General features: G+C 71.8%; 25 protein-coding genes and 2 tRNA genes. 8 read left to right on the forward strand and 19 right to left on the reverse strand.

Features of this window, described 5'->3' with window-relative positions; translation table 11 throughout:
* Nucleotides 1-42: 42 nt before the first annotated feature.
* Nucleotides 43-681, reverse strand: coding sequence for a TetR/AcrR family transcriptional regulator (locus ACZ4MU_RS05630; RefSeq protein WP_467871333.1), 639 nt, complete (start codon nt 679-681; stop codon nt 43-45).
* A 153-nt stretch (nt 682-834) separates the two neighbouring features.
* On the opposite strand from ACZ4MU_RS05630, the gene hisN reads away from it, so the two are divergent.
* Nucleotides 835-1,635 (forward strand): histidinol-phosphatase, encoded by an 801-nt coding sequence (gene hisN / locus ACZ4MU_RS05635; RefSeq protein WP_467871336.1) that lies wholly within the window; start codon nt 835-837, stop codon nt 1,633-1,635.
* A gap of 218 nt (nt 1,636-1,853) precedes the next feature.
* A complete protein-coding gene (locus tag ACZ4MU_RS05640) occupies nt 1,854-2,255 on the forward strand; it encodes a CBS domain-containing protein (protein WP_467871338.1) in 402 nt (133 codons plus the stop codon).
* 131 nt (nt 2,256-2,386) lie between these two features.
* Here ACZ4MU_RS05640 and ACZ4MU_RS05645 read toward each other — a convergent pair whose 3' ends face one another.
* A complete protein-coding gene (locus ACZ4MU_RS05645; RefSeq protein WP_467871341.1) occupies nt 2,387-3,856 on the reverse strand; it encodes a catalase in 1,470 nt (489 codons plus the stop codon).
* Between the two features lie 126 nt (nt 3,857-3,982).
* Here ACZ4MU_RS05645 and ACZ4MU_RS05650 point away from each other — a divergent pair, with 126 nt between their 5' ends.
* A complete protein-coding gene (locus tag ACZ4MU_RS05650) occupies nt 3,983-4,399 on the forward strand; it encodes a Fur family transcriptional regulator (RefSeq protein ID WP_467871343.1) in 417 nt (138 codons plus the stop codon).
* Nucleotides 4,400-4,569: 170 nt separating this feature from the next.
* Here the strand turns inward: ACZ4MU_RS05650 and ACZ4MU_RS05655 are convergent.
* The 4 genes from ACZ4MU_RS05655 to ACZ4MU_RS05670 form a co-directional block, all read right to left on the reverse strand.
* Nucleotides 4,570-4,646, reverse strand: a tRNA-Met gene (locus ACZ4MU_RS05655).
* Between the two features lie 74 nt (nt 4,647-4,720).
* Nucleotides 4,721-6,535: an SEL1-like repeat protein gene (locus tag ACZ4MU_RS05660; RefSeq protein WP_467871346.1), complete on the reverse strand. Its 1,815-nt coding sequence runs from the start codon at nt 6,533-6,535 to the stop codon at nt 4,721-4,723.
* A gap of 172 nt (nt 6,536-6,707) precedes the next feature.
* Nucleotides 6,708-6,781, reverse strand: a tRNA-Met gene (locus ACZ4MU_RS05665).
* A gap of 47 nt (nt 6,782-6,828) precedes the next feature.
* Nucleotides 6,829-9,729, reverse strand: coding sequence for a UPF0182 family membrane protein (locus ACZ4MU_RS05670; protein ID WP_467872231.1), 2,901 nt, complete (start codon nt 9,727-9,729; stop codon nt 6,829-6,831).
* 126 nt (nt 9,730-9,855) lie between these two features.
* On the opposite strand from ACZ4MU_RS05670, the gene ACZ4MU_RS05675 reads away from it, so the two are divergent.
* Nucleotides 9,856-10,422 carry a PPA1309 family protein gene (locus ACZ4MU_RS05675; RefSeq protein ID WP_358832402.1) on the forward strand — a complete coding sequence of 189 codons (567 nt, stop codon included), beginning with the start codon at nt 9,856-9,858 and terminating at the stop codon, nt 10,420-10,422.
* A gap of 47 nt (nt 10,423-10,469) precedes the next feature.
* Here ACZ4MU_RS05675 and ACZ4MU_RS05680 read toward each other — a convergent pair whose 3' ends face one another.
* The 4 genes from ACZ4MU_RS05680 to ACZ4MU_RS05695 all read right to left on the reverse strand — a co-directional run bounded on the left by ACZ4MU_RS05680 (nt 10,470) and on the right by ACZ4MU_RS05695 (nt 13,663).
* Nucleotides 10,470-11,558 carry a YlbL family protein gene (locus ACZ4MU_RS05680; RefSeq protein ID WP_467871349.1) on the reverse strand — a complete coding sequence of 363 codons (1,089 nt, stop codon included), beginning with the start codon at nt 11,556-11,558 and terminating at the stop codon, nt 10,470-10,472.
* Nucleotides 11,559-11,666: 108 nt separating this feature from the next.
* Nucleotides 11,667-11,837 carry a hypothetical protein gene (locus ACZ4MU_RS05685; protein ID WP_467871351.1) on the reverse strand — a complete coding sequence of 57 codons (171 nt, stop codon included), beginning with the start codon at nt 11,835-11,837 and terminating at the stop codon, nt 11,667-11,669.
* A gap of 176 nt (nt 11,838-12,013) precedes the next feature.
* Complete coding sequence (locus tag ACZ4MU_RS05690; protein WP_467871354.1) at nt 12,014-12,478, reverse strand: molybdenum cofactor biosynthesis protein MoaE; 465 nt, start codon at nt 12,476-12,478, stop codon at nt 12,014-12,016.
* Nucleotides 12,479-12,556: 78 nt separating this feature from the next.
* Nucleotides 12,557-13,663, reverse strand: coding sequence for an SDR family oxidoreductase (locus ACZ4MU_RS05695; protein ID WP_467871356.1), 1,107 nt, complete (start codon nt 13,661-13,663; stop codon nt 12,557-12,559).
* Nucleotides 13,664-13,852: 189 nt separating this feature from the next.
* Here ACZ4MU_RS05695 and ACZ4MU_RS05700 point away from each other — a divergent pair, with 189 nt between their 5' ends.
* Both ACZ4MU_RS05700 and ACZ4MU_RS05705 read left to right on the forward strand, forming a co-directional pair.
* Nucleotides 13,853-15,271, forward strand: a complete 1,419-nt coding sequence (locus ACZ4MU_RS05700) for a zinc-dependent metalloprotease (protein WP_467871359.1) — start codon at nt 13,853-13,855, stop codon at nt 15,269-15,271.
* A complete protein-coding gene (locus ACZ4MU_RS05705; protein ID WP_467871361.1) occupies nt 15,268-15,789 on the forward strand; it encodes an NUDIX hydrolase in 522 nt (173 codons plus the stop codon). The genes ACZ4MU_RS05700 and ACZ4MU_RS05705 overlap by 4 nt, the downstream gene beginning before the upstream one ends.
* Nucleotides 15,790-15,861: 72 nt before the next feature.
* Here ACZ4MU_RS05705 and ACZ4MU_RS05710 read toward each other — a convergent pair whose 3' ends face one another.
* The 4 genes from ACZ4MU_RS05710 to ACZ4MU_RS05725 form a co-directional block, all read right to left on the reverse strand.
* Nucleotides 15,862-16,617 (reverse strand): AIM24 family protein, encoded by a 756-nt coding sequence (locus ACZ4MU_RS05710; protein WP_467871364.1) that lies wholly within the window; start codon nt 16,615-16,617, stop codon nt 15,862-15,864.
* Between the two features lie 17 nt (nt 16,618-16,634).
* Entirely contained in the window at nt 16,635-17,315 is a 681-nt protein-coding gene (locus ACZ4MU_RS05715; RefSeq protein ID WP_467871367.1) for an AIM24 family protein, read from the reverse strand.
* Nucleotides 17,316-17,328: 13 nt separating this feature from the next.
* Nucleotides 17,329-19,032, reverse strand: coding sequence for a TerD family protein (locus ACZ4MU_RS05720; RefSeq protein ID WP_467871370.1), 1,704 nt, complete (start codon nt 19,030-19,032; stop codon nt 17,329-17,331).
* Between the two features lie 115 nt (nt 19,033-19,147).
* Complete coding sequence (locus tag ACZ4MU_RS05725) at nt 19,148-19,744, reverse strand: M48 metallopeptidase family protein (protein ID WP_467871373.1); 597 nt, start codon at nt 19,742-19,744, stop codon at nt 19,148-19,150.
* A gap of 252 nt (nt 19,745-19,996) precedes the next feature.
* On the opposite strand from ACZ4MU_RS05725, the gene ACZ4MU_RS05730 reads away from it, so the two are divergent.
* Together ACZ4MU_RS05730 and ACZ4MU_RS05735 are read left to right on the forward strand one after the other, a co-directional pair.
* Nucleotides 19,997-21,202, forward strand: a complete 1,206-nt coding sequence (locus tag ACZ4MU_RS05730) for a TOMM precursor leader peptide-binding protein (protein WP_467872234.1) — start codon at nt 19,997-19,999, stop codon at nt 21,200-21,202.
* Nucleotides 21,195-22,616 carry an ABC1 kinase family protein gene (locus ACZ4MU_RS05735; RefSeq protein WP_467871376.1) on the forward strand — a complete coding sequence of 474 codons (1,422 nt, stop codon included), beginning with the start codon at nt 21,195-21,197 and terminating at the stop codon, nt 22,614-22,616. Before ACZ4MU_RS05730 ends, ACZ4MU_RS05735 begins: the two co-directional genes overlap by 8 nt.
* Before the next feature lie 33 nt (nt 22,617-22,649).
* Here the strand turns inward: ACZ4MU_RS05735 and ACZ4MU_RS05740 are convergent, their stop codons facing one another.
* The 5 genes from ACZ4MU_RS05740 to ACZ4MU_RS05760 all read right to left on the reverse strand — a co-directional run bounded on the left by ACZ4MU_RS05740 (nt 22,650) and on the right by ACZ4MU_RS05760 (nt 26,452).
* Nucleotides 22,650-22,835, reverse strand: coding sequence for a hypothetical protein (locus ACZ4MU_RS05740; protein WP_467871378.1), 186 nt, complete (start codon nt 22,833-22,835; stop codon nt 22,650-22,652).
* 120 nt (nt 22,836-22,955) lie between these two features.
* Nucleotides 22,956-23,279, reverse strand: a complete 324-nt coding sequence (locus ACZ4MU_RS05745; RefSeq protein ID WP_467871380.1) for a hypothetical protein — start codon at nt 23,277-23,279, stop codon at nt 22,956-22,958.
* Complete coding sequence (locus tag ACZ4MU_RS05750; RefSeq protein ID WP_358837513.1) at nt 23,276-23,644, reverse strand: WhiB family transcriptional regulator; 369 nt, start codon at nt 23,642-23,644, stop codon at nt 23,276-23,278. Before ACZ4MU_RS05750 ends, ACZ4MU_RS05745 begins: the two co-directional genes overlap by 4 nt.
* Before the next feature lie 159 nt (nt 23,645-23,803).
* Nucleotides 23,804-24,133, reverse strand: a complete 330-nt coding sequence (locus ACZ4MU_RS05755) for a hypothetical protein (protein WP_467872236.1) — start codon at nt 24,131-24,133, stop codon at nt 23,804-23,806.
* Between the two features lie 192 nt (nt 24,134-24,325).
* The gene (locus ACZ4MU_RS05760; RefSeq protein WP_467872239.1) at nt 24,326-26,452 is read right to left on the reverse strand and encodes an ATP-dependent DNA helicase UvrD2; all 2,127 of its coding nucleotides are present in this window, start codon (nt 26,450-26,452) and stop codon (nt 24,326-24,328) included.
* Between the last annotated feature and the right edge of the window lie 34 nt (nt 26,453-26,486).

A 26,486-nucleotide genomic window follows, 5' to 3' on the forward strand; every position in this document is an offset into this window, starting at 1 on the left:
GCCGGCGCGGGGCGCGGCGCCTGCCCGCCCCGGCGCCCGTGCTCAGAGCGCGGGCCGCACCGGGGTGCGGGCCAGGACCGCGCGGACATGGGCCGCGTGGCCGCCCCCGCCGGGCCCCGCGGGCGGCCCCGGGTCCGGTGCCAGCACGTACGACAGGGCGAGCCGCACCACCGTCTCGCAGCAGCGCGCCAGCTCGCCCGGCTCCACTCCGGGCAGTTCCTTCTCCAGCGCCGCCAGCGACCGGTCCCGTACCACCGCCACCAGCTCGGAGGGGCCCGGAATCCCTGCGTCCGCGCGCCGCTGCGCCGGTACGGGAGCGTGCGCGCCCGGCGTGCGGGGTGCGCGCGGGGCGGGCAGCCCTTCGTCTCGGCAGCCGGTGAGCAGCGCCCGGATCAGCGCACTGGCGCGCGCCGAGCGCACGGTCCACTCCACCAGCGCGACCAGCCGGTCGGCCGGTGTCGCCCGTTCGGCGAGGACCCGGTCGACCCCGCGCAGATAGACATCGGCCTCGCGCCGCACCAGGGCGCGGGCCAGCCCCTCCTTGCTGCCGAACTCGTTGTAGAGCGTCTGCCGGGACACCCCCGCGGACGAGGCCACGTCCACCATCCGCACCGCCGACCAGGGCCGTGCCGCGAGCGCCGAGAGGGCGGCGTCCAGTAGGGCTTCCCGCGCTGTGGGCATCGCGCCTCCCCGGGCCGTGCGAGCGGGCCGTCCTCAGAGTTGACGCGCGCCCCGGCACTGTCAAGAGCCGCGGCGGGCGGCAGGGGGACCATGGCCGGTGTCCGCATCCCGGGCCATGTGGTCCCCGCAGGTACTGGTCGATACGGTGTGGCCATGCCCGACTACCACGATGATCTCCGGCTCGCCCACGTCCTCGCGGACGCAGCCGACGCCGCGACGATGGACCGGTTCAAGGCGCTCGACCTGAAGGTCGAGACCAAGCCGGACATGACGCCGGTGAGCGAGGCCGACAAGGCCGCCGAGGAGCTGATCCGCGGCCATCTCCAGCGAGCGCGGCCCCGGGACGCGATCCTGGGCGAGGAGTACGGCCTGGAGGGAACGGGTCCGCGCCGCTGGGTGATCGACCCGATCGACGGCACGAAGAACTACGTGCGCGGGGTGCCGGTCTGGGCCACGCTGATCGCGCTGATGGAGGCGGGCGAGGGCGGCTACCGGCCGGTGGTCGGCGTGGTGTCGGCGCCCGCGCTCAACCGCCGCTGGTGGGCGGCGAAGGGGCACGGCGCGTACACCGGCCGCAGCCTGTCGCAGGCGTCCCGGCTGCGGGTCTCCAGCGTCTCCCGGCTCGCGGACGCCTCGTTCGCGTACTCCTCGCTGAGCGGCTGGGAGGAGCGCGGCAAGCTCGACGACTTCCTGGACCTGACCCGGGCGTGCTGGCGTACGCGCGCGTACGGCGACTTCTGGCCGTACATGATGGTCGCGGAGGGGTCGGTGGACATCTGCGCCGAGCCGGAGCTGTCGCTGTGGGACATGGCGGCGAACGTGATCGTGGTGCAGGAGGCGGGCGGCGTCTTCACCGGTCTGGACGGCAAGGAGGGCCCGCACAGCGGCAACGCGGCGGCCTCCAACGGCCTCCTCCACGACGAGCTGTTGAACCACGTGGGCACCGCGGACTGATCCGCGGCTCGCTCCGGCGCGGCCTCGCGCCTGGGGCGGGGGAGGGGCGTGGGTCGTACTTTTACGCGCCCCTCAACTGACCTCTACCACCCTCTTGTTGACGCGCGTCCCCGGATGCGACTCTATGAGTCCCCACACTTGTGAACTTGTGAATCCGTTCTCGTTTCCCGTACTCCCGTACGGGACCACGGGGGTTCACCAAGGAGGTGGCTCCATCCATGCTCGTCCGTGACGCCATGAGCACGGTGGTCCTCACCATCGGACCCGAACACACCCTCCGTCAGGCCGCCCGGCTGATGGCCGCGCGCCGCGTCGGAGCGGCCGTCGTCCTCGACCCCGACACCAGCGGGCTCGGCATCCTCACCGAGCGCGACATCCTCAACTCCCTCGGCCAGGGCCAGGACCCGGACCGGGAGACCGCGAGCACCCACACCACCACCGACGTCGTCTTCGCGGCGCCGGGCTGGACCCTGGACGAGGCGGCCGGCGCGATGACGCACGGCGGCTTCCGGCATCTGATCGTCCTGGACGGGGCCGGGCCGGTCGGCGTGGTCTCGGTCCGGGACATCATCCGCTGCTGGGCGCCCACCCGGCGCCACCCGGCCGAACTGGTCGGCTGAACCGCCACGGGCGCGCGGGGACACGCGCGTTCCGGCACACACCCGGGCGATACGCGCCCGGACACGCGCGGAGGGCCGGCCCCCTGGGGAACCGGCCCTCCGACTGCCCACGGCAAGCGATCCAGTGCTGTTCAGCCGCGCAGGGCCTGGACCGCGGCCTCCAGCCGCTTGCCGAAGTCCTCGTCCGCCTTGCGGAAGTTCTCGATCGCGCGCTCGGCGATGTCGTCGCGCGAGACCTTGGCGATGAAGCCGGACAGGTTCTCGATCAGCCGGGTCTTCTCGTCCTCGGAGTAGAGCCGGTACAGATTGCCCGCCTGGACGAAGTCGTCGTCCTCGGCGTGCAGCGGGGCGGGGTGGTTGCCCGTCAGGTCGGCGACGGGGACCGGCTGCCACAGCGGGCGCCCGGTCTGCCGCGGGCCGCCGAAGCTGTTCGGCTCGTAGTTCTTCGCGGCCTTGTGGCGGCCGTCGTACAGATGACCGTCGCGGGAGTTGGTGCGCGCCTCGGTGGCGTGCGGGCGGTTGACCGGCAGGTGGTCGGCGTTGATGCCGACGCGGTAGCGGTGCGCGTCGCCGTACGCGAAGAGGCGGCCCTGGAGCATCTTGTCGGGGGACGGGCCGATGCCGGGCACGAAGTGCGCCGGGCTGAAGACCGACTGCTCGACCTCGGCGAAGATGTTCTCCGGGTTGCGGTTGAGCTCCAGCTTGCCGATCTCGATCGGCGGGTAGTCCGCGTGCGGCCACACCTTGGTGAGGTCGAACGGGTTGAACCGGTACGTCGCCGCGTCGGCCGCCGGCATGATCTGGACCTGCACGGTCCAGGACGGGAAGTCGCCGCGCTCGATGGCCTCGCGCAGATCACGCTGATGGCTGTCGGGGTCCTCGCCCGCGAGCTTGTTGGCCTCCGCCTGGGTGAGGTTCTTGATGCCCTGGTCGGTCTTGAAGTGGTACTTGACCCAGAAGACCTCGCCCGCCTCGTTGTTCCACTGGTACGTGTGCGAGCCGTACCCGTTCATGTGGCGCAGGGTGGCCGGGATGCCGCGGTCGCCGAAGAGCCAGGTGACCTGGTGGGTGGACTCGGGGCTCAGGCCCCAGAAGTCCCACACGTTGTCGGCCTCCTGGGAGCCGGTGTACGGGTCGCGCTTCTGGGTGTGGATGAAGTCGGGGAACTTGATGGCGTCCCGGATGAAGAAGACGGGCGTGTTGTTGCCGACCAGGTCGTAGTTCCCCTCCTCCGTGTAGAACTTCAGCGCGAAGCCGCGCGGGTCGCGCACGGCGTCGGCCGAGCCGAGGTTGCCCGCCACGGTGGAGAAGCGCAGGAACGTCTCGGTCTCCTTGCCGACCTCGGAGAGGAACTTCGCGCGCGTCCAGCGCGTGACGTCCCGGGTCACCGTGAACGTGCCGTACGCGCCCGCACCGCGCGCGTGGACTATGCGCTCCGGGATGCGCTCGCGGTTGAAGTGCGCGAGCTTCTCCAGGAGCGCCTGGTCCTGGAGAAGCACCGGGCCGCCGACGCCCGCGGTCTCACTGTTCTGGTTGTCGGCCACCGGCGCGCCGGCCTCCGTGGTGAGCGGTCCCTGCGTCACGTGCGCCTCCTGCGTCATTCCTGCGAGTCCTGTCCCTTGGCCTGTGCCTGTTGCCGATCCTACAATGGACTTTGTCTAAGTCAAACAACCATCCAAAGTCACACCCGTTCGGGATTCACTCCCCCGACTGTTAGGCTGGCCCTCATGAGTGACCTGCTGGAACGACTCCGCGGACGCGGCTGGCGCATGACGGCTCAGCGGCGCGTCGTGGCCGAGGTCCTCGACGGGGACCACATGCATCTGACGGCGGACGAGGTCCACGCGCGCGCGGTGGCCAAGCTGCCGGAGATCTCCCGCGCGACCGTCTACAACACGCTGGGCGAGATGGTGACGCTCGGCGAGGTCATCGAGGTCTCGACGGACCGCCGCGCCAAGCGGTACGACCCGAACGCGCACCGGCCCCACCACCACCTGGTCTGCGCCCTGTGCGGCGCGATCCGGGACGTGCACCCGAGCGGCGACCCGCTGGCGGACCTTCCCGCCGGGGAGCGCTTCGGGTTCACGGTGTCCGACGTCGAGGTCACCTACCGGGGCGTCTGCCCGGACTGCGCGAAGTCCTAGAACGGTCGGCGCGGGGCGGAGGGCGTGTTCGCGCCCGTACTTTCCGTCCCGCGAGGGCTGTGGGCACGCGTTCCGCAAAGTGGGCGGAACGGGCGGGCGCAAACCACCCACCGACCCGCACGGACATACGAAACAGGGCCCGGATCCATTGGATCCGGGCCCTGAATACTTGGTAGCGGGGACAGGATTTGAACCTGCGACCTCTGGGTTATGAGCCCAGCGAGCTACCGAGCTGCTCCACCCCGCGTCGGTGAACCCAACAGTACGTCACCGCGCCGACCAGCGCAAACCCGATCGGCCGCGCGCCCCGCTCACGCGGCGCTACGCCGTCAGCTCCTCGTGCAGGGCCTCCCGCAGCCGCGCCGCCCGCTCCGCCACCTCGGCCGGACCGAGCTCCACCGCCCGCGCGCACCAGCGCTGCCCCTCCGCCAGCTCCCCGCACCGCGCGGCGAGCAGCGCGAGCCGCAACGCGGCCCGCCCGTGCCCCGCCTGGGCGGCCCTGGCCCACCACAGCGCGGCCTCCCGCTCGCGGCCCTCGCGGGCCAGCAGCAGCCCGAGGTTGAAGGCGCCGTTGCGGCTGCCCGCCTCGGCCGCCTCCCGGTACCAGCGCGCGGCGCCCTCCTGGTCGCCCCGGGCCGCCGCGAGCATGCCCACCCGGACCTGGGCGCGCCGGTGCCCCTGAGAGGCGGCGCGCTCGTACCACTCCTCGCACTCCGTCTTGTCGGCCACCGGCTCGCCGAGCACCGGCGCGCCCGCCGGCGGCTGGCGCGCGTCGAGGAGCGTGGCGAGCCGGAACGCCGCCTCCGCGCTGCCGCCGCCCGCGGCGCAGCGCAGGTACCGCTCGGCCGCTGCCTCCTCACCGTCCCGGAGCAGCGCCATGCCGACCTGGAGGGCCGCCTCGGTGTGCCCGGCCGCCGCCGCCCGCTCGTACCACTTCAGGGCGGTCCGGTCGTCGTCGCGGCTGGCGAAGAGGATGCCCAGGTTGAAGGCCGCGTCGACGCTGCCCGCCTCGGCCGCCTTGGAGAACCACGGCTCGGCACCGGTCGCGTCGCCGGCCTGGAGCAGCAGCACGGCGAGCGCGTTGGCCGCCTCGCGGTGGCCCGCGTAGGCGGCGCGCCGGTACCACTGCTCGGCCTGCGCGGTGCGCTCCTGGGCTGCGCAGAGAAGTGCCAGGTTGTACGCCCCGTTGTCGTCCCCCGCGTCCATCGCCGCGCGGTACCAGCGCTCGGCGGTCTGCGTCTCGCCCCGGGCCGCGTGCAGGGCGCCCAGGGCGTTGGCGGCGTTGCCGTCGCCGTCCTGGGCGGCGCGCAGCCACCACACGGCCGCGCTCTCCTCGTCGCCCGCGTCCTTGAGCAGGAACCCGAGCGCGCAGGCGGCCTTGGCCTCGCCGTCCTTGGCCGAGGTGAGGTACCAGCGCCCGGCCTCCTTCAGCTCGCCGCGCTTCTCCAGGATCGCGCCGAGGTGCAGCGCGGCCCGCCGGTGGCCGCGCGCGGCGGCCTGGCGGTACCACTGCTCGGCCTCGGCGCTCCTGGCGTCGGCGTCCGCCTCGGGCTCGACAGCGATGTCAGAGTCGGCGCCGTCGCGCTCGCCGCGCTGGTCGATGAGCCGGGCGAGGCGGTACGCGGCCTCCCGGTGGCCCTGCTCGGCGGCGGCACGCAGCCAGCGCTCGGCGCCCACGTCGCCGCGGTGCTCCAGCAGGTCGGCCAGGGCGTACGCCCCCAGCGCGTGGCCCTGCTCGGCGGACTGGCGCAGCCAGTACTCGGCCGCCGGCTCATCACCGCGCTCGCGGTAGTGGCGGCCCAGCGCGTGGGCCGCGGCGGCGGAACCGGCGACGGCGGCGATGCGCCACCAGCCGGCCGCCTCGTCCGCGTATCCGCGCTGGTGCAGCAGGACGCCGAGGTTGTTGGCCGCGGCGCGGTCGCCCTCGGCGGTGGCGCCGCGCAGATAGGGCTCGGCGCTGTCGAGGTCGCCGCGGCGCAGCAGCAGGGAGCCGAGAACGCTCATGGACACGGCGTCGCCGCCGTCGGCAGCACGCCGGTGCCGTGCCTCGGTCTCGGCATCAGCGGCGTCATCGGAGCGCATCTGCGCAAACCGCCCTGTCTCCAACAGAGTTGCCCTGTCCCCCATAAATACCATCGTCGCACCACCCGCTACCCGCGTACACCTGGTATACCGCAGCCAGTGAGGTCACTTCGGCGTTTTGTCGACATGCCCACAGAGAGATAAGCCAAACGCAGCAGGGGCACATCCGGACAGCGCAAATCGACGAGGGCCCGGATCCTGATGGATCCGGGCCCTCGTCCGTGAGTAGCGGGGACAGGATTTGAACCTGCGACCTCTGGGTTATGAGCCCAGCGAGCTACCGAGCTGCTCCACCCCGCGTCGGTGAATACAACGTATCACGACGCGGAACGGAGCATTTACCGGATTTACCCGCCGCTGCCGGACCCCCCGGTCGCCCCCTTGGCCTTGGCCTCGGCCTCGGCGGCCCGCTGGAGCGCCGCCCGGAGCTCCTGCTGCGCCTTGCCGTACGCCGCGAAGTCGCCCTTCTGGAGCGCCTTCTGGCCGTCGTCGTACGCCTTCTGGGCGTCCTTGATGGCCTGTTCCACCGTGGCGTCGGTGCCGGTCGCCGGCGGCTTGGTGGTGTCCGTCGGCGGCTTGGTGGCGGGCGGCTCGGCCCCGTCCACGCCGAACACCGCGTTCAGCGCCTGGGCCAGGGTGTCCTTGAAGACGGTCTTGTCCCCGTAGGAGACGCCGACCTTCTTCAGGAGCGGGTAGTTGGCGGAGCCACCGCGCGCGTACACCGGCTCGATGTACAGGAACCCGCCGCCCAGCGGCACGGTCAGCAGATTGCCGTAGTCGATCTCGGAGTCGCTGCCCCGCAGGTTGCGGACGAACTCGGCGACCTCGGGGAGGCCGTTGAGCTTGCTCTGCACCTGCTGCGGGCCCTGGACGTTGTCCGTGACCCTGAGCAGTCTGATCGTGCCGTAGTCCTTGCTGGCCGCGTCCGCGTCGATCGCCATGAAGCCGCCCAGGTTGGGCCGTCCGTTCGGGGTGAACGTCGTGGTGAGGGAGAACTTGTTGCCCTCCTTCTCGGCGCCCGGCATCTTCATCGACAGGTAGTACGGCGGGACCGCGACGCCGTCCTTGTTGGTCGGGTCGTCCGGCACCTGCCAGGCGTCACTGCCGGTGTAGAACTGCACCGGCTCGGTGACGTGGTACCGCGTCAGCAGCTCGCGCTGGACCTTGAACATGTCCTGCGGGTACCGCAGATGGGCCAGCAGGTCCTCGGGGATGTCGGCCTTCGGCTTCACCGTGTGCGGGAACGCCTTCATCCAGGTCTTGAGGACCGGGTCCTGGGTGTCCCACTGGTACAGCGTGACCGTGCCGTCGTAGGCGTCGACGGTGGCCTTCACCGAGTTGCGGATGTAGTTGACCTGGTTCTGCTGGGCCACCACCGCGCGCTGACGGGTGGTCAGCGAGTCGGCGGTCGTCTCGCCGAGCGTGGTGCGCGAGGCGTAGGGGTAGCCGTTGGTCGTGGTGTACGCGTCGACGACCCACTGGATCCGGTGGCCGATCTTGGCCGGGTAGGGATCGCCGTCGATGGTCAGCCACGGGGCGACCGCCTCCACCCGCTGCTTCGGGGTGCGGTTGTAGAGGATCTTCGAGCCCTCGCCGATGGCCCCCGAGTACAGGATCTGCGGCTCGCTGAAGGCCACCGCGTACGCGGCGCGGTTGAAGGGATTGGAGAGGCTGACGCCGCCCTTGCCGGCGAAGCTCGTCGTCTTCTGGCCCTTGCCCTCGGCCTCGTAGTCGAGCTCCTTCTGCGGACCGCCGACGATCGAGTACTGCTCGGTCTTCTCGCCGTAGTAGATCCGCTGCTCGTACGTGTTCTTGTCGAACTGGCCCTTGGTGGGCAGGCCGGACTCGGTGAAGTCCGGGGAGCCCGTGGAGTCCACGCTGGTGCCCTTGGCCGCGATCATCCCGTAGCCGTGGGTGTAGGTGAAGTGGTCGTTGATCCAGTTGCGCTTGTCGATGCCGTTGAGGTTCAGCTCACGCAGACCGACGACCGTGTCCTGCTCCTTGCCGTCCTTGTCCGTGTAGCGGTCCACGTCCAGCGGTACGGCGAACTGGTAGTACTTGCGCTCCTGCTGGAGCTGCTGGAAGGCGGGGGTGACCACATTGGGGTCGATCAGCCGGTAGCTGGCCGCCGTGTCGGCGTCGGCGCGCAGCTTGCCGTTGTCCTCCGCCGCCGTCGTCCCCTGGTAGTCCCGCACCTCGGTGCGGTCGATCCCGTACGCCTTGCGGGTGGCGTCGATGTTCTTCTGGATGTACGGCGCCTCCTTGGCCTGCTCGTTCGGCTGGACCTGGAACTTCTGCACGATCGCCGGGTAGAGCCCGCCGATCAGGATGGCCGAGAGGACCATCAGGCCGAAGCCGATCACCGGGAGCTGCCAGGTGCGGCGCCACAGCGTCGCGAAGAAGAGCACCGCGCAGATGACGGCGATGCAGAACAGGATCGTCTTCGCCGGGAGATAGGCGTTGGCGTCCACGTACCGCAGGCCCGTCCAGTTACTGCTGGCCTTGAAGTCGCTGGACTTCACCGCGAGGCCGTACCTGTCCAGCCAGTACGCCACGGCCTTCAGGGCGACGAAGACGCCGAGCAGCACCGACAGGTGCCCGGTGGCGGCGCCGGTGGCGCGCGCGCCCGGGCTGGTGATCCGCAGCCCGCCGTAGAGGTAGTGCGTCAGGGCCGCCGCGATCAGGGAGAGCACGGTCGCCGCGAAGCCGAAGCCGACCAGGAACCGGTACCACGGCAGGTCGAAGGCGTAGAACGACACGTCCAGGTGGAACTGGGGGTCCTTCTGCCCGAACGGCACTCCGTTGACCCACAGCAGCCAGGTGCGCCACTGCCCGGAGGCGGAGGCTCCGGCGATCAGGCCGACGAGCGCGGCGATGCCCAGGAGCAGCCACTTCTTGAACGGGGCGATGCCCATCCGGTAGCGGTCCAGGCTCTGCTGCTCCAGCGACATCGCGCTGAGCGGCGGCCGCAGCCGGTGCGCCAGCCAGATGTTCAGCCCGACGGCCACAGCCATCAGGACGCCGAAGAACGAGAACAGGCCGATCTTGGTCCACAGGGTGGTGGTGAATACGGACGAATAGTGCACCGAGCGGTACCAGAGCCAGTCCGTCCAGAACCCGGCGAACATGACGAAGGCCATGGCCAGCACGGCCAGGATGCCCAATGTCATGAGCAGGGTCCGGATCCGGCGGGACGGCCGGCCGACTCTGATCCGTGGCCCGGACGGGCCTCCGCCGCGGTCCGGCATCTGGAAAGCCAAGGTGCGCACCTCGAAGTTCGCTGTCGATTGAGCAGGCCCCGCGATCGTAGAGCCCACTCATGCAACTTACTGAGGCTTTACTCAGTTCCCGATCCGGGGGTGAAAGAGGGCAGGATGTTGCTCATGTCCAACGTTTCCCCCTCCGGCCCCCCGATGGCCGCGAGCCCCCTCACCCGCGCAGTGCTGGAAATCGACGAGTACGCCTCCGGTCTCGGCTGGGATCAGCCGGCCCGGCTGTTCGCCCTCGTCGACACCGCCAAGCTCCGTACCCAGGAGCCCGGGCTCGCCGCCCAGCTCGGCCTCGACCAGGGCGACGCGGCCGCCCCGCTGACCCCGATCGAACAGGACGAGATCCCGGCCGGCCAGGCCCTCGACGAGTTCCTGGGCACCATCGCCTGGCCCGACGCGGTGGTCGGCTGCGCGCTGACCGTGGAGCGCCTGATGCTGCCGCCGTCGGCCGAGGCGTCCGTGCCCGAGGGCCTGAGCGAGAAGCAGCTGGCGAAGTGGGTGGCCAAGCACCCCGACCGCCAGGAGGTCCGGATGACGGTGGCGGTGCTGCGCGACGGCGCCCGCGACTCGGCCGTACGGCTGCGCGAGAAGGACTCGCCGACCGAGGTGCTCACCGGTGCCGGTCTCGTCCCGGGTCTGGCCGAGGCGCTCGCCGCGACCTTCGCGGAGTAGCGGCCGCTACGGGCAGGGCGCGTCCACGCGCGCGTGGACGCGGCCGGTCACTTCGCCGAGCAGCTCGGCAGACCGGCCGTGTCCCCCTTGCGGAGCTTCTCCAGCGCCTTGGTGGCGTCGCCGATGGTGGAGACCTTCACCAGGGTGAGCCCACTGGGCGTGTCCGCGGCGGCCGCCGCGCAGTTCTCGGCGGGCGTCAGGAAGTAGCGGGCGCCCGCGCCGCGCGCGCCGATCAGCTTCATCTCGATGCCGCCGATCGGGCCGACCTTGCCGGCGTCGTCGATCGTCCCCGTACCGGCGATGAACTTGCCGCCGGTCAGATCGCCGGGGGTGAGCTTGTCGACGATGCCGAGGGCGAACATCAGGCCCGCGCTGGGGCCGCCGACGTCGGCGAGCTTGATGTCGATGGAGAACGGGAAGGTGTGGTCCGTCCCGGCCTGGATCCCGACGATCGCCCGGTCGCCGTCCTTGGCCTTCTCCGTGGTGATCGTGACGCTCTCGCCGCCCTCGGGCTGCTTGCCCGCCTTCTCCGCCGCGGCCGCCTCCTTGGCGGGGACCACGGAGAACACCACGTTCTGGCCGGGGCGGTGCTTGGTGACGAGCTTCGCCACGTCGCCCGGCTCCTTGACGGCCGAGCCGTCGACGGACCTGATCACATCGCCCGCGTGCAGCTTGTTCTCGGCCGGGCTGCCCTTGACCACGGACGCCACGACGACCCGGGACTTCACCGGGATCTTCAGCTCCTTCAGGGCCGCGACCTTGGCGCTCTCCTGGGACTGGCTGAACTCCTCGGCGTTCTCCTGCGAGGACTGCTCCTCGGTCTTGCCGTCCGGGTAGAGGGTGTCGTGCGGCACGACCTTGTTGTCGTGGGCCAGCCAGCCGTAGACGGCCTCGACCAGGTTCATGTTGTAGTTCGCACCGGTGACCCTGACCGTCGTCATGTTGAGGTGGCCGGTCGTCGGGTACGTCTTGTGCCCGGAGATCTGCAGCACGGGCTCGCCACGCGCCTCGCCGAGGGTGTTCACCGTGGGGCCGGGCGACATCTCCGAGTACGGCACTTTGATGAGGACGCCTGCGCAGAGCAGCGCGATCAGGATCAAGGTGGAGGCGAGCATCGTCGCGGTGCGGCGTGGCATGGAACGACAGTACGGGACGTGCCTGTCAGTGCACCGCCGGGGCCGGTCCGTACGGGGAGGGTGGGCATCCGCGTACTTCCGGAGGCGCGAGAGGCGCGCCGAAGAGGGTCAGACGGGCTCGGTTCCGGCCTGGGACTTCTCCATGGCTTCTCGGAACCGGCTGTAGCCGGCGAGTTCCGCGACGTCGCCGGACGTGCGATTGCGGGCGGCCCAGCGCGCCCATATCGCCGCGCCGACAGCAGCGAAAAGCGGAATCAGCAACCAGGTGAGCGCAGCCATTCCGTCCTCCCGTCCCCAGATGAGCGACCGCAACTGACAGATCAGCAGATTAACCATCTGCGAGATCAACGCTCGCGGCAGGGGTGCGGTTACGCAAATCGGGGCGGATCCCCCCGACAGGGTTTCAGACACCTCCCTCGGGCGCCCCGTTCACCCGTTGGAGGCACCCCCTGGAGTCAGCAGGCGCCGACCCATTCGTCCGTACCGTCCGAGAACCGCTGGTGCTTCCAGATCGGGACCTCGTGTTTCAGGTCGTCGATCAGCTTGCGGCAGGCCGCGAACGCCTCCCCGCGGTGCGGGCAGGAGACCGCCACCACGACCGCCAGATCGCCCACGGCCAGTTCGCCCACTCGGTGGACGGCGGCCAGCGCGCGGACCGGGAACTCGGCGACGACCTTGTCCGCCACTCGGCGCAGCTCCGCCTCGGCCGTCGGATGGCACGAATACCCGAGCGCCGACACGTCGGCACCGCCGTCGTGGTCGCGGACGGTGCCGACGAAGAGCGCGGTGCCGCCCGCCGAGGGGTCTCCCACGGCGCGGAACACCTCGTCCAGGGAGAGCGGGGTGTCACGGATCTCGAGGAGCCGGACCGGGTCGTCCGCCCCCTGCTCGCCGGGGTGATCGTGAGGGGTCTGTGCCATGGCCCCATCGTGCCGTACCGCACTGACATCGCGGTATAGCTCTTTCACCCCGTCACCGGCGCTCCCGGTAGGAGGGTCCTACAGGCCCCGGCGCTTGCGGGCCCTGCGGATCGCGGCGGCCGCTCCCAGCAGGGCAACCGTCGCTCCGGCGGCCCCGGCGGCCGTCGCGTCCTTCCGGCCCAGCCTGCGGCCCGCCACGGTGTGCCGCCCCGCGGCCTGCTCCAGGAGCTCCGCGAGGACCTCCTCGTTGGTCCACTGCGGCCGCCAGCCCGCGTCGTGCAGCCGCCCGACGCTGACCACCCAGGGGTGCATCGTGTACGCCAGGTCGCCCGCCGGGGACGGGGTGAGCCCGATCCGGTGCAGCCGGGCGGCGGCACCGAGGGCGACGGCCGAGGGCAGCTCCATGCGCCGGATGCCGCTGAGCTCCTCGACCTCCTCCTGTTCGAGCCACCCGTCGCACCCGACCGCGAACTCGCCGTCGACCTTCCCCAGCGCCGCGTACTCCAGAGCGCTGCACAGGTCCTCGACATGGCAGAACTGCCAGGTCGGACGCGATCCGGCGACCACCAGGAGGCGGGGCGACTCGAAGTACCGGGTGAGGGCGGTGTCAGTACCGCCCACCAGGACGGCGGGCCTCACCACCGTGACGTTGAGGCCGGGGTGGGCGCGCGGGGCGCGGCGGCCCAGCCGCTCGATCTCCAGGAGGTCGCCGACACCGGTCGCCTCGGCGGTGGCGCGCAGCTCGGCGTCCTCGGAGAGCGGGATGTCGTTGTCGGGCAGCGCCCCGTAGACCATGGCCGAGGTGCACAGCACGACCCGGTGGACCCCGGCCGCCGCGGCGGCCGTGAGCACCGTCTGGGTGCCGCGTACGTTGTAGGCGGTCCTGGCGGCCGCGTCGGACTCCAGGTCGAGGTCGAGCGCCAGGTGGACGACGACGTCGGCGCCGCGCAGCTTCTCGGCGATCGCCGGGTCGCGGACGTCCAGGATGTGCCAGGTGGCCTCGGTCACCTCGCCCCGGCGTTCGTCGATGGCGATGACCTGCTTGATCTCCTCGGACGCGGCGAGCCGCGCGGCGAGGAGCGCGCCGATCCCGGCCGCGGCACCGGTGACCGCGACGACGGGACCCCGCGCTGCGGAGGGGGAAGGGTTTCGCGCTGCGCGAACCTGCGGATCTGGGGAACTCACCGGGCGTCTCCAGCGGTTGTCTTCAGTACGTACACGAATGACGCGTACGGACCAGGTGACGTCCATCCTGCCGCAGGCCGAGAGCCGGCGGAGCACCGAGCCCTTATCCGGCGCGGATGTCTACGCTGGTGGTGTTGGTGGGCAGTCGCCGTCGGCAGGAGCCGGCGGCCCTAGGAGCCGAGGAAACCCGTGAGTGACAACCCATTCGGATTCAGCCTTCCGCCGGAGGAGCCGGAGAACGGCGACGAGGGCAAGGAGAAGGGCAAGGGCGACCAGGGCGGCCCGGCGAATCCGTTCGGGTTCGGTGGCGGGACCGGCGGCGCGGACAATCCGTTCGCGGCGATGTTCGGTTCGCTGAACCCGAACGACCTGGGAGCGGCCTTCCAGCAGCTCGGCCAGATGCTCAGCTACGAGGGCGGTCCCGTGAACTGGGACATGGCCAAGCAGATCGCGCGTCAGACGGTCGCCCAGGGCACCGCCGACGGCAGCAAGGACACCAGTGTCGGCCCGGCCGAGCGCGCCGCCGTCGAGGAGGCCGTGCGCCTGGCCGACCTGTGGCTGGACGGGGTGACGTCGCTGCCCTCGGGCGCCTCGACTGCCGTGGCGTGGAGCCGCGCGGAGTGGGTCGAGGCTACCCAGCCCGCCTGGAAGGAGCTCGTCGACCCGGTCGCCGAGCGCGTCGGCGCGGCCATGGGCGGGGTGCTGCCCGAGGAGATGCAGGCCATGGCGGGCCCGCTGATCGGCATGATGCGCTCCATGGGCGGCGCCATGTTCGGCCAGCAGATCGGGCAGGCCGTGGGCGTCCTCGCGGGCGAGGTCGTCGGCTCGACCGACATCGGCCTGCCGCTCGGGCCGGCCGGCAAGGCCGCGCTGCTGCCGCTGAACATCGACGCGTTCGGCAAGGACCTGGGCGTTTCGAAGGACGAGGTCAGGCTCTATCTGGCGCTGCGCGAGGCGGCCCACCACCGCCTCTTCGCCCATGTGCCGTGGCTGCGCTCGCACCTGTTCGGCGCGGTCGAGGGCTACGCGCGCGGGATCAAGGTCGACACGGCGAAGCTGGAGGACGCGGTCGGCCAGCTCGACGTGTCCAACCCCGAGCAGCTTCAGGAAGCCCTTCAGCAGGGCATGTTCCAGCCGGAGGACACCCCGGAGCAGAAGACCGCCCTGGCCCGTCTGGAGACGGCGCTCGCGCTGGTCGAGGGCTGGGTGGACGCGGTGGTGCACGAGGCCGCCAAGCCGCGTCTGACCTCGGCGGACGCCTTGCGCGAGACCCTGCGCAGGCGCCGCGCGAGCGGTGGCCCGGCCGAGCAGACCTTCGCCACCCTGATCGGCCTCCAGCTGCGCCCGCGCAGGCTGCGGGACGCCTCGCGCCTGTGGGCCTCGCTCACGGACGCGCGCGGGGTCGACGGCCGCGACGGTCTGTGGGAGCACCCGGACATGCTGCCGACCGCCTCCGACCTGGACGACCCGGACGGCTTCGTCCACCGCGAGCAGCTGGACTTCTCGGAGCTCGACAAGATGCTCGGCGAGGCCGCCTCCCGCAAGGACGAGCCCCAGGACGGCCCCGCGGCCAAGGGCGACGACGACAAGGACGACGACGGCAAGTGAGTCTGCACGAAGACGCGGTCCTCGTACTGAAGACGTACGAGGACCAGCCCGAGCTGCGCCGGACCTACCTCGACCACCTCTCGGCGCACCCGGACGGGATGTGGAAGGCGTGCGAGGCCGGCCACCTCACGGCGAGCGCGCTGGTGATCGCCCCGGAGCGCGGGCAGGTGCTGCTGACGCTGCACCGCAAGCTGAACAGGTGGCTGCAGATGGGCGGGCACTGCGAGCCGCAGGACGTGTCGCTGACGGCGGCGGCCCTGCGCGAGGCGACCGAGGAGTCCGGTGTGGCCGGTCTCACACTGCTGCCCGGCGGACCCATCCGGCTCGACCGGCACCCGATCCCCTCGCCGTGCAACTGGCACCTGGACGTCCAGTACGCGGCGCTGGCCCCGGCCGGAGCGGTAGAGGCGATCAGTGACGAGTCGCTGGACCTGCGCTGGTTCGGCTACGACGAGGTGGCCAGGGTCGCCGACGACTCGGTGGTGCGGCTGCTGGAGAACGCGCGGGCCCGTCTTTGACGGCCTGACGGCCGGCAACAAGGACGGGTAAGGGGCGGCCGCCCATGGCGGCCGCCCCTTACCGGCGCCGAGTCAGCTCCAGGCGTTGCCCTGGTTCTGGGCGTGGGCGCCCTGCTGGCCCACGCCGTACTGGGCCCGCAGGCCCTGGCCGATCACCGCGTTCTGCGGCGGCAGCACCTCGCTGGGCTGCACGAGCGCGAACCCCTGGCCGAGGAAGCTGAGCTCCCAGCCCTCGCCCGTGTTGCCGCGGCGCCGCCATACGCCCGTGGAGTGCGTCTGCGCCTGCATCTGCACCCGCAGCGAGGTGGACCAGGCCACGATCGCGTCCGCGTCGGCGTTGACGTACTTGTCCGGGGTGACCTGGAGCATCAGCGGCTGGCCCGAGGTCATCAGAACGACCTTGCCGGTGCCGGTGATGTTGAGCTGGAACTTGCCGGTGCCGGAGATGCCGTACTGGCTGTCGACGGCGACGACCTCGTAGTGCAGCGAGGAGTCCATGGCCAGGACGTAGCCGCTGTCCACGGTCAGCCCGTCCCGGTCGACGTCCACCACGTGGACGTACTGGGCGAGGTTGGCGAGGTAGACGGTGCCCTGGCCCGAGACGCGCATCAGGTCCAGGCCCTCGCCGGTGCGGGCGCGGGCGTTCTGGCCGCCCCGCGACTGGTACTCGCCGTCGAACTCCATCAGCCCCTGGTAGGCGACCATCGAACCCTTGCGGGCGAGGATGTCGTCGTGGCCGGTGAGCACCACGCGCAGCAGCTGCGCGTTCTGCGCGCTGTAGCGCTCCTGGGACTGCTGCTCGGTGTAGCTGAAAAGCGGGCTCTGCATGGTGTTCTCGCTCCCCCTCAGCCCCGGGCCCGCAGGCGGTCGGTGCTGTCCTCACTCGGCTGCACGACGACGATCCCCTGGCCCGAGAAGGCCATCTGGTACGCCTCTCCGCTGCCCCGGCCGATCAGCGAGGACGCCTTGAAGCTGCGCTTGCCCTTCACCTTGAGGTTCGGGGACCAGGCCACCAGGGCGTCCGGGTCGACGTACGTCTCGTCCTCGCCGCTTCCGCAGTCGACGACGACCGGCGTGCCGCGGGAGGTCAGGGCGACCCAGCCGGTGCCGGAGATCTTCACGTTGAACAGGCCCTGGCCGGCGAACTTGGCGAGGCCCTTGACCCGTTCGACGCCCCACTGGAGGCTCGCGTCGAAGGCGAGGACGTTGGTGCCGTTGACGGACAGGGCGTCGTTGTTGAGCTGGACGACGACCACATTGGCCCCGTAGTCGGCGAGGTAGAGCAGTCCGTCGCCGGTGCACTTCATCAGCGGGGCGCCCTCGCCGGTGACCCAGTCACGGGCGATCTGGCGCACGGCCGGCGGGTTGGGCTCGTACTGGATGAATCCCTCGTAGGCGACCATCGAGCCCACGCGCGCGAAGAGGTCCTGCCCGGTGGCCATGGCCACCTTGAGCATGGCGCTGCCGTGGTTCTCCATCCGGGCGGTGACGGGGGCGGGGGCGTAGCCCGCGAGCTGCTGGTTCATGGTCCCGGCTCCCTCAGACCTCGTACGGCTGGACGACGATGAAGTTCCCGGGCGCGCCGCGGAACTGCAGGTTGACGGACTCGCCGCTGTGGCCGGGGTAGGCGTTGCGGCGGAGCCTGACCTGGCTGGAGACGATCACCTGTGAGGCCGCCGACCAGGCCACGATCGCGTCGCTGTCCGCGAACGTGGTCGGGGTGACCGGCAGGACCACCGGGGTGCCCTGGGTCATCACCACGAGCGTGCCGGTGCCCTGGAAGAGCATGGTGAAGAGCGCGCCGCCGGGGATGCCGTGGCCTTCGATGCGGCGGACCTCGTACTGGAGCGACTCGTCGAACGCCAGGACGTGCTCGGCGGAGACGCAGATGCCGTCGCCCTGGAGCTCGATCGGGTGCAGATGGGCGCTGTTCTCGGCGAGGAAGACCTGGCCGCGGCCGCTGCAGCGCATCAGCTGCATCTCCTGGCCGGTCGCGTTGCCGACGATCCGCCCGGCGAACCCGGCGCCCTTGTAGCCGAAGTCGACCTTGCCCTGGTACATGACCATGCTGCCCTGCCGGGCCAGCACCGGGGAGCCGCCGGCGCCGAGGTCGACCCGGACGAGCTGCTTGTTCTGCGGGGTCCAGCGCTGACCGGTGGGCAGCTCGCGGTACTGCTGGATGGCGCCCGCGAGACCGCCGCCGGACTGCGGCATCCCCTGCTGCGGCATCCCCGGGGGAAGGCCGGGCTGCTGTCCGTACGGAGCGGGCTGGCCGTAGGGAGCCGGCTGGCCGTGGGGAGCGGGGGCGCCGTACGGGGCGGGCGCGCCGGGCGGCGGGACCTGCCCCGGGTACGGGCCCGGTACCTGGCCGTACGAGGGCTGCTGGGGCGGCTGCCCGTACGGGGCCGGGGCGGACGGGGGCGGCACGGTGCCCGGCGGCATGTTCAGGGGCGCGACGATGGTCGGCGCCGCGTGGATCTGCGGGCTGGGCGCGGGCGCCGGGGGCGGGGGCGGCGTGGACCCGGGCGGGGGCGGCGCGTACTGCTGCGCGGGGGCCGGGGCCGGTGCGCCGAAGTGGGGGGCCGGCTGCGGCGGATGGGGCTGCTGCGGCGTCGCCGGGGCGCCGAACCGGGGCGCCGGGGCGGCCTGCGCGGGCGGGGCGAAGCCCGGGGCGGCCCCCTGCGGCTGCTGCTGCGGCTGGGGCGCCGGCTCCTCCTCGGCGACCTCGCCGCCGAAGTTCTTCAGCAGCGCCTCCAGGCCACCGTCGAAGCCCTGCCCGACGGCGGCGAAGCGCCAGACGTCCTTCAGATAGAAGTCGCCCAGCATCACCGCGCGCTCGGTGCTGAACTCGGCGCCGGTGAAGGAGTACCGGACGACCTCTTCGCCACCGGCGACGACTCTGATGTACCCGGGGCCGATCTGCGACATCTGGCCCGCGCCGTCGATCGTCGCGGTGAACGACAGCTTGTGGATGTGGGCCGGGACGCGGTCCAGGGTGACGCGGAACGACTCGGTGTCACCGGCCTGGGCGCCCAGCAGCTGGACGGACTCCTCGGGCGACTTGGGCTGGTTGAAGAAGATGAAGTACCGGTCGTCGGACAGCTGCTCGTCGGCGTCGAGGCCGAAGCAGCTGATGTCGAAGGACAGCCCCGGGGCACCGATCTGCACGCCTACGTACAGATCCGTCCCCGGTGTCAGGTCACTGATCTTGGCCTTGTGGCCGCGTTGGAATTCCCTGGCCATGCGTAACGACCGTCCCCCATCCCGAGTGCGATTGGTCGCGCCAGGCTAACGGCTGCCTGCGCCAATCACCCAAGCCGGGAAGCACCGGTACGCATTCGGTACACGATCGCCGAGATCACTCTCCGCGAGCGGCCGGCAGATGCGGCAGCCGCTCGGCGGCCACCACCCCTTCGAGGTATCCACGCGCGCGTTCCGTACGGGGGTAGGCCTCCAGCAGCCGCCAGAAGCGCGGTCCGTGGCCCGGCACCAGCAGATGTGCCAGCTCGTGGACCAGGACGTAGTCCACGACGTACTCGGGCATCCCCTGGAGCCGGTGCGAGAGCCGGATGCTGCCTTCGGCCGGGGTGCACGAGCCCCAGCGGGTGTTCTGGTTGGTCACCCAGCGCACCGAGGCGGGGCGCGCACGGCCGCCGAAGTACAGGTCGGACAGGCGCTCGGCACGCTCGGTGAGCTCCGTGTCGCCCAGCATCCGCTTGCTCTCCTGGGCAGCGAGCTTGTCGAGCATCACGCTCACCCAGCGCTGCTCCTCGGCCTCGGACATCCGGGCCGGGATCAGCACGATGGTGCGGTCGCCCTCGCGGTAGGCGGAGACCGTCCTGCTGCGCCGGGCGCTTCTGCGGACCTCGACCGCGCTCGTCGCATGACCGCGGGGCGGCGGACTTGTCGGACTGCGGGGCGGGCTTCCGGCACTCTGCAGTGGGTCGGCGGGCACGCCCCGACGTTACCCGCTGTCAGTGGGGGAAGTCCCGCCTCCGGAAGGGTTCGCCCATGATCCATTCGGCGCTTGCACCATTAGTACGACTAACGCCCGTGGCTGTGGACAACTTTCGGCACGTGTCCGGCGCAGCAGGCATTCTGGCAATGGATCGCAGGACGGGACGGGGCCGGGCGGGCAGCGATCGCGCGGCCCGCGCCCGGCCGCGCACACGCGGAACGACGGGGGATCGACATGCATCCGATTGACCTGCACCCCATGCTGAAACCGGCACTGCGCCGGGCATGGCGGGACCGGCAGACCGTGCAGTTCGGGGTGACCCCGGCACGGGCGGTGGTGCTCTCACCGGTGGACACGGCGACCGGGAGCTTCCTGGAGCTCCTGGACGGCACCCGCGGCCTGCCGCTGCTGTACGAGGAGGCGCGGGCGGTGGGCCTCTCCCCCGCCCAAGTGGACGCGCTGGTACAGCGGTTGACCGAGGCGGGGGTGGTCGACGACCGCACGGCGGGCGGCCCGGCGGCGCAGGCGGCGCGCGAGCGGACCGAGGCGTCCGACCGGACCAGGCCCGACCTCGCCTCGCTCTGCCTGGTCCACCCCGAGCCGGGCGCCGGCGCCCGGCGGCTGGCGGCCCGCCGGTCCCTGCGGGTGCAGGTGCGGGGCGCGGGGCGGGTCGGCGCGACGATCGCCTCGGTGCTGGCCGCGTCGGGGGTCGGGCGGGTGGAGGTGCTGGACGGGGGGACGGTGCGGCCGTGGGACGTGACGCCCGGCGGGCTGCCCGGCCGGGTGGTCGGTGAGCGCCGTGGTCCGGCGGCCCGGCAGCTCGTCCGGGGCGCGGCGCCGTGCCGCCCGCCCCGGGCCGGGGAGGCCGACGAGCCGACAGGGCTGTCACTGGTCGTGGTGGCCCCCAGGGACGGCCTCGATGTGTACGCACCGGATCCGGTGACCGGCGCGGAGTGGGTGGCGGCGGGCGTCCCCCATCTGTACGCGGGAGTCGTGGAGACGACCGGGCTGGTGGGACCGCTGGTCCTGCCCGGCGGCACCGGGTGCGCGGGCTGTCTGGCGCTGGAGCGGGCCGAACGCGATCCCGGCTGGCCCCGGATGCTGGCGCAGTGGCGCTCCGGCCGCCGCGGGGACGCGGTCCCCGCCTGCGACCTCGCGCTGGCGTCCGCCGTGGCGGGCCTGGCCGCGGCGCACACGCTGGCCTTCCTCGACGGCGACCTCCCGGCGAGCACGGGCACGCGGTGGGAGGCGTCGCTGCCCACGCTCGACTGGCGGTCGCGGCGTCTGGCGGCCCGGCCCGACTGTCCCTGCGGCGCCGCCGGCGGGAGTGAGAGGCAGGACACCTCCGGGGGCGCCCGGACGCACGACACAATGGCCCCGGTATCCGCTGTCGACGACGCACTGCCGCCAGGCGCGCGGCACGGCCGGCTGGGAATTGGAGGGGCGCATGTCTGATCTTCCCCGGAAGGCGGTCACCCGGACCGCCAAGTTGGCCGCGCTGCCACTTGGTTTCGCCGGACGTGCCACCTGGGGCCTGGGCAAACGGATCGGCGGCAAGTCCGCCGAGATCGTGGGCCGCGAGCTCCAGCAGCGCACCGCCGAACAGCTCTTCAAGGTCCTGGGTGAACTCAAGGGCGGTGCGATGAAGTTCGGGCAGGCCATGTCCGTCTTCGAGTCGGCGCTGCCCGAGGAGGTCGCCGGGCCCTACCGGGCCGCGCTGACCAAGCTCCAGGAGGCGGCCCCGCCCATGCCGGCCCGCACCGTGCACACGGTGCTCGCCGAGCGGCTCGGCGAACAGTGGCGCGAGCTGTTCCTGGAGTTCGACGAGAAGCCCGCCGCGGCGGCCTCCATCGGGCAGGTGCACCGGGCGGTCTGGCACGACGGGCGCGATGTGGCGGTCAAGGTGCAGTACCCGGGCGCCGGGGAGGCGCTGCTCTCCGACCTGACGCAGCTCAGCCGTTTCGCGCGGCTGCTGGGGCCGCTGATCCCGGGCATGGACATCAAGCCGCTCATCTCGGAGCTGCGCGACCGGGTCTCGGAGGAGCTGGACTACGAGCTGGAGGCGCGGGCCCAGCGGGCGCACGCGGCGGAGTTCGCCGAGGACCCCGATGTGGTGGTGCCGGACGTGGTGCACCAGCGCGACCAGGTCCTGGTGACCGAGTGGATCGAGGGCACCCCGCTCTCCGAGGTGATCGCGGACGGTACGGAGGAGCAGCGCGACCGGGCCGGTCAGCTTCTGGCGCGGTTCCTCTTCTCGGGTCCGGCGCGCACCGGACTGCTGCACGCGGACCCGCATCCGGGCAACTTCCGGCTGCTGCCGCCGGAGAAGGAGGACGGCCCCTGGCGGCTGGGCGTGCTGGACTTCGGGACGGTGGACCGGCTGCCGGGCGGTCTGCCGCGCACGATCGGCGACTCCCTGCGGATGACGCTCGACGGCGACGCGGAGGCGGTCTACGCGCTGCTGCGCGAGGAGGGCTTCGTGAGGGAGACCATAGACCTCGACCCGGACGCGGTCCTGGACTATCTGCTGCCGATCATCGAGCCCGCGCAGGCGGAGGAGTTCACCTTCACCCGGGCCTGGATGCGCGGGCAGGCGGCGCGGATCGCGGACCCGCGCTCCCCCGCGCACCAGTTGGGCAAACAGCTCAACCTGCCGCCCGCGTATCTGCTGATACACCGGGTGACGCTCTCCACCATCGGGGTGCTGTGCCAGCTGGACGCGACGGTCCGGCTGCGGGACGAGCTGGAGAGGTGGGTGCCGGGGTTCCTGCCCGAGGGCGACGAGCTCGTCGGGCCGCAGCGGGCCGCACTGCTCCTGGAGGCCGGGGGCGCGGAGAACGAGGTGGACGAGCAGCCCGCCGGGGCATGAGGTCCACGGCCGGGCGGGGGCGCACCCGTCCGGTCACCACCACACGGAGTCGAGTCTGCTCTCGATCGCCCGGATGTTGGCTCGCGCGCAGGCGTCGCAGAAGTAGAGGCGGTGGCCGTTCTCGATGGAGTAGGTCCACGTGGGCGGAGTGCTCTCGGCACGGGTACCGCAGCGCGAGCACACAACGGTCTCGGCAGCCGGCTGAGTCGGGTCGTCCATTTCGTGACGATACCGCCATGAGGGGCGGTTGCGGGCACAACGCACCGCGGGAGCCGGTCCGTTCGGACCGGCCCCCGCGGGCTGATGTGTCATTTCAGACGAGGTCTGGCGGTGCGGTCGTCACTGCATGACGGCCATGGCCAGGGCGCGGCGGGCACGCATCGACACGCGCTCGGCGCGGCGCTGCATCCGCCGGGCGGCGATCAGGCGCATGGCCTGCCGCTCGGCCTCGGCCTCGCGCATGCGCTCGTGCATATGGGCACGGGCGAGGGCTTCTGGCATGAGTTGCATTTCGAGGGTCCTGTTCTGACGCGAGGCGTTCGCGCCGGTGGTGGTGAAGTCTGGGGTCGCGGAGCCCACGGGCTCGCTGGTGGACGTCGTCATCGGGGCCTGCTTCTGGGGGTCGTTCGTGAGGGGGCGGTCGATGGTTCCCGGGCGGTTCATGCGGAGACCGGGTTCTTGCGCGGGCGGCCGCGGGGCCGCTTGCGGGCAACGACCACGCCCTGGACGAAGAGCTCGCCACCCCAGACGCCCCACGGCTCGCGCCGCTCCTTGGCCCCGGCGAGGCAGGCCTCGACCAGCGGGCAGGTACGGCAGAGGGACTTGGCGTACTCGACGTCGGCCGGGGACTCGGCGAAGAAGACCTCCGGGTCGTACGAGCGGCAGGGGACGGGTACGCCGAGGTTCTCGATGGCGTCGTCGAGCGCGGTGAGCGCGGTGAGGGGAGTCAAGGCGGGGTCCTCCGTGAGACCGGGCGGGGGGATCGTCTGGGCGGGCGGTACGGACGGGGCGTGCGCTTCGAGTTGCACGGTGTTTTCTTCCTCGTCTTGTTGTCGGTCCGGCCGGTCGGCCGGGTTTCGGCTGGTACCGAGACCCCTTCGCGCTGTTCTCCCTGTTCAGGGCAAACAGAAGGGCCGCGGATCCCTGGTGGGGTTCCGCGGCCCTGAAGGCGCCTGCCTGATCCTGGATCAGGCTGGATCGCTCCAGGGTTCGAGCCCACGGAAGGCCCACATGGTGTGGTGCTGCGTCGTCTGCTTCTCGGCTCCGGCACCGGCCGCCGCAAAGGCATAGGCCTGGGCCTGTGCCTTCGCCACCACTGCTTCCGGTGCCTGGGTCGGTCGCTCATTGCCGTTCCGCACGGGGAAGCTCGCCAGGGAGGACGGAATGACGACCGAGAGGCCGAGCAGACCGGAGACACCGGTGGACAGACCGGTGCCCTGGAACGAGGAGCCGAGCGGGCAGGTGGCGACGACCGAGCGAGCGGTCATTTTGGTGGTGCGGATGCGGGTGAAGTTCATGAAGCTGGCCACTGGTCTCGCCTCCTCTCGGCGTCTCGGGGAGCTGGGGCCCGGAGGCCCTGATCCCATGCGTATTCGGATAAGTACAGCAAGTAGAGCACGGACGCAGGGCCTCTGAGAAGCCGCTGTTTCCGTGGTTAAGAACCTATGGGGATTCCTGGGGCGGGCGCAAACTATTTTTCCCACGAGTTTTCACGATGGCTCATCCTCGCCCCCACCAACCTCCTGACCGGCGCAGATGGCCAGGACATCGGCGCCGAACCGGTCCAGCTTGCGGGCGCCGACGCCCGAGATCACCGCGAGCTCGCCGCCGCTGGACGGCACGGCCTCCGCGATCGCCATCAGCGTCTTGTCGGTGAAGACGCAGTACGGCGGCTGCCCCAGCAGGCTCGCCTGTCCCGCCCGCCAGTCGCGCAGGCGCTCGTACAGCCCCTCATCCATGTCGGAGGGGCAGTCCTCGCAGCGCATCAGCTTCATCTCACCGGCCTCGGTGAGCGTCTTGCCGCACACCCGGCACAGGACCGGACCGCGCCGGGTGCGTCTGCGGGCGGCGCCGCGCTCGATCCCGCCGGCGGAGCCCGCCGACGAGGAGCGGGCGCCGGCGGCGGCGGAGCCGGGCCGCAGCCCGTTCAGGAAGCGGCTGGGCCTGCGCGAGGGCCGCCCCCCGGGAGAGCGGGAGAGCGACCACGACAGGGCCAGGTGCACCCGGGCCCGGGTGACACCCACGTAGAGCAGCCGGCGCTCCTCCTCGACCTGCTCGTCGGTCTTCGCATATGTGATCGGCATCATGCCTTCGGTGAGGCCGACCAGGAAGACGGCGTCCCACTCCAGACCCTTCGCCGCATGCAGCGAGGCGAGGGTGACGCCCTCGACCGTCGGCGCGTGCTGCGCAGCCGCGCGCTCGTCGAGCTCGGCCACGAGGTCGGAGAGCGTCGCGCCGGTCTTGGCACGCGCGAAGTCCTCCGCCAGCCGGACCAGCGCCGCCAGCGACTCCCAGCGGTCGCGGACCGCGCCGGAGCCCGCCGGGGGTGCGTCGGTCCAGCCCTTGGTGCCGAGGACGGCCCGCACCTGGGAGGGCAGGTCCACGGCGTCGTCGAGGAGGGAGTCGTTGCCCCCCGCCCGGGCCGCGCCGCGCAGGGCGACGCCCGCCTCCCTGACCTCGGGCCGCTCGAAGAAGCGCTCGGCGCCGCGCAGCTGGTAGGGCACGCCCGCGTCGGCGAGGGCCTGCTCGTAGATCTCCGACTGGGCGTTGATCCGGTAGAGCACGGCGATCTCGCCCGCCGAGACGCCGGAGGCGATGAGGTCGCGGATGCGCCGGGCGACGCCCTCGGCCTCGGCGGGCTCGTCCCCGTACTCCGTGTAGAGCGGCTCGGGGCCCGGCTCGCGCTGGGAGAGCAGTTCGAGGCGGTGCTCGGCGGCCCGGCCGCGCGCCTGGGCGAGCAGCCCGTTGGCGAGGTGCACCACCTGGGGGGTCGAGCGGTAGTCCCGCACCAGTTTCACCACCGTCGCGTGCGGATGGCGGGTGCGGAAGTTCAGCAGGTGGTCGGGGGTGGCGCCGGTGAACGAGTAGATCGTCTGGCTGGCGTCGCCGACGACGCAGAGGCTGTCCCGGTCGCCGAGCCACAGCTCCAGCAGGCGCTGCTGGAGGGGGCTGACGTCCTGGTACTCGTCGACCACGAAGTGCTGGTACTGGGCGCGGATCTGCTCGGCGATGTCGTGCCGGTCCTGGAGGACGCCGACGGTGAGCAGCAGCACGTCCTCGAAGTCGATCATTCCCCGGTCGCGCTTGAGCTCCTCGTACGCCCCGTAGATCTGCGAGATCTCCGCCGGGTCGCGCGGGGCGTCGCGCAGGGACTTGGCGACCGCGGCCGGGTAGTCGGCGGGGACGGTCTGGGTGACCTTCGCCCACTCGATCTCGCCCGTGACGTCCCGCAGCTCGCCCCGGTCCAGCCGGACCCGGCAGCGCGCGCCCGCCTCCGCGACCAGCTGGACCTTGCGCTCCACCAGACGGGGCAGCTCCCCGCCGACCGCCTTGGGCCAGAAGTACTGCAGCTGGCGCAGGGCGGCCGAGTGGAAGGTGCGGGCCTGGACGCCGCCCGCGCCGAGCTGGCGCAGCCGCCCTCGCATCTCGCCCGCGGCGCGGTTGGTGAACGTGACGGCCAGCACACTGCTCGGCTGAAGGATCCCGGCCCGCACCCCGTACGCGATCCGGTGGGTGATCGCGCGGGTCTTGCCCGTCCCAGCGCCGGCCAGCACGCACACCGGTCCGTGCAGGGCCGTCGCGACCTCGCGCTGCTCGGGGTCGAGGCCGTCGAGCACCGCGTCCGCCGACTCGGGGACCTGGGGGAAGAGA

This window comes from Streptomyces sp. NPDC026377, from assembly GCF_055567715.1.

Coding starts and splice junctions, on each gene's coding strand:
- ACZ4MU_RS05630 (WP_467871333.1), bottom strand. CDS start 681: ATGCCCACAGCGCGGGAAGCCCTACTGGACGCCGCCCTCTCGGCGCTC.
- hisN (WP_467871336.1), top strand. CDS start 835: ATGCCCGACTACCACGATGATCTCCGGCTCGCCCACGTCCTCGCGGAC.
- ACZ4MU_RS05640 (WP_467871338.1), top strand. CDS start 1,854: ATGCTCGTCCGTGACGCCATGAGCACGGTGGTCCTCACCATCGGACCC.
- ACZ4MU_RS05645 (WP_467871341.1), bottom strand. CDS start 3,856: ATGACGCAGGAGGCGCACGTGACGCAGGGACCGCTCACCACGGAGGCC.
- ACZ4MU_RS05650 (WP_467871343.1), top strand. CDS start 3,983: ATGAGTGACCTGCTGGAACGACTCCGCGGACGCGGCTGGCGCATGACG.
- ACZ4MU_RS05660 (WP_467871346.1), bottom strand. CDS start 6,535: ATGGTATTTATGGGGGACAGGGCAACTCTGTTGGAGACAGGGCGGTTT.
- ACZ4MU_RS05670 (WP_467872231.1), bottom strand. CDS start 9,729: ATGCCGGACCGCGGCGGAGGCCCGTCCGGGCCACGGATCAGAGTCGGC.
- ACZ4MU_RS05675 (WP_358832402.1), top strand. CDS start 9,856: ATGTTGCTCATGTCCAACGTTTCCCCCTCCGGCCCCCCGATGGCCGCG.
- ACZ4MU_RS05680 (WP_467871349.1), bottom strand. CDS start 11,558: ATGCCACGCCGCACCGCGACGATGCTCGCCTCCACCTTGATCCTGATC.
- ACZ4MU_RS05685 (WP_467871351.1), bottom strand. CDS start 11,837: ATGGCTGCGCTCACCTGGTTGCTGATTCCGCTTTTCGCTGCTGTCGGC.
- ACZ4MU_RS05690 (WP_467871354.1), bottom strand. CDS start 12,478: ATGGCACAGACCCCTCACGATCACCCCGGCGAGCAGGGGGCGGACGAC.
- ACZ4MU_RS05710 (WP_467871364.1), bottom strand. CDS start 16,617: ATGCAGAGCCCGCTTTTCAGCTACACCGAGCAGCAGTCCCAGGAGCGC.
- ACZ4MU_RS05715 (WP_467871367.1), bottom strand. CDS start 17,315: ATGAACCAGCAGCTCGCGGGCTACGCCCCCGCCCCCGTCACCGCCCGG.
- ACZ4MU_RS05720 (WP_467871370.1), bottom strand. CDS start 19,032: ATGGCCAGGGAATTCCAACGCGGCCACAAGGCCAAGATCAGTGACCTG.
- ACZ4MU_RS05735 (WP_467871376.1), top strand. CDS start 21,195: ATGTCTGATCTTCCCCGGAAGGCGGTCACCCGGACCGCCAAGTTGGCC.
- ACZ4MU_RS05740 (WP_467871378.1), bottom strand. CDS start 22,835: ATGGACGACCCGACTCAGCCGGCTGCCGAGACCGTTGTGTGCTCGCGC.
- ACZ4MU_RS05745 (WP_467871380.1), bottom strand. CDS start 23,279: ATGAACCGCCCGGGAACCATCGACCGCCCCCTCACGAACGACCCCCAG.
- ACZ4MU_RS05755 (WP_467872236.1), bottom strand. CDS start 24,133: ATGAACTTCACCCGCATCCGCACCACCAAAATGACCGCTCGCTCGGTC.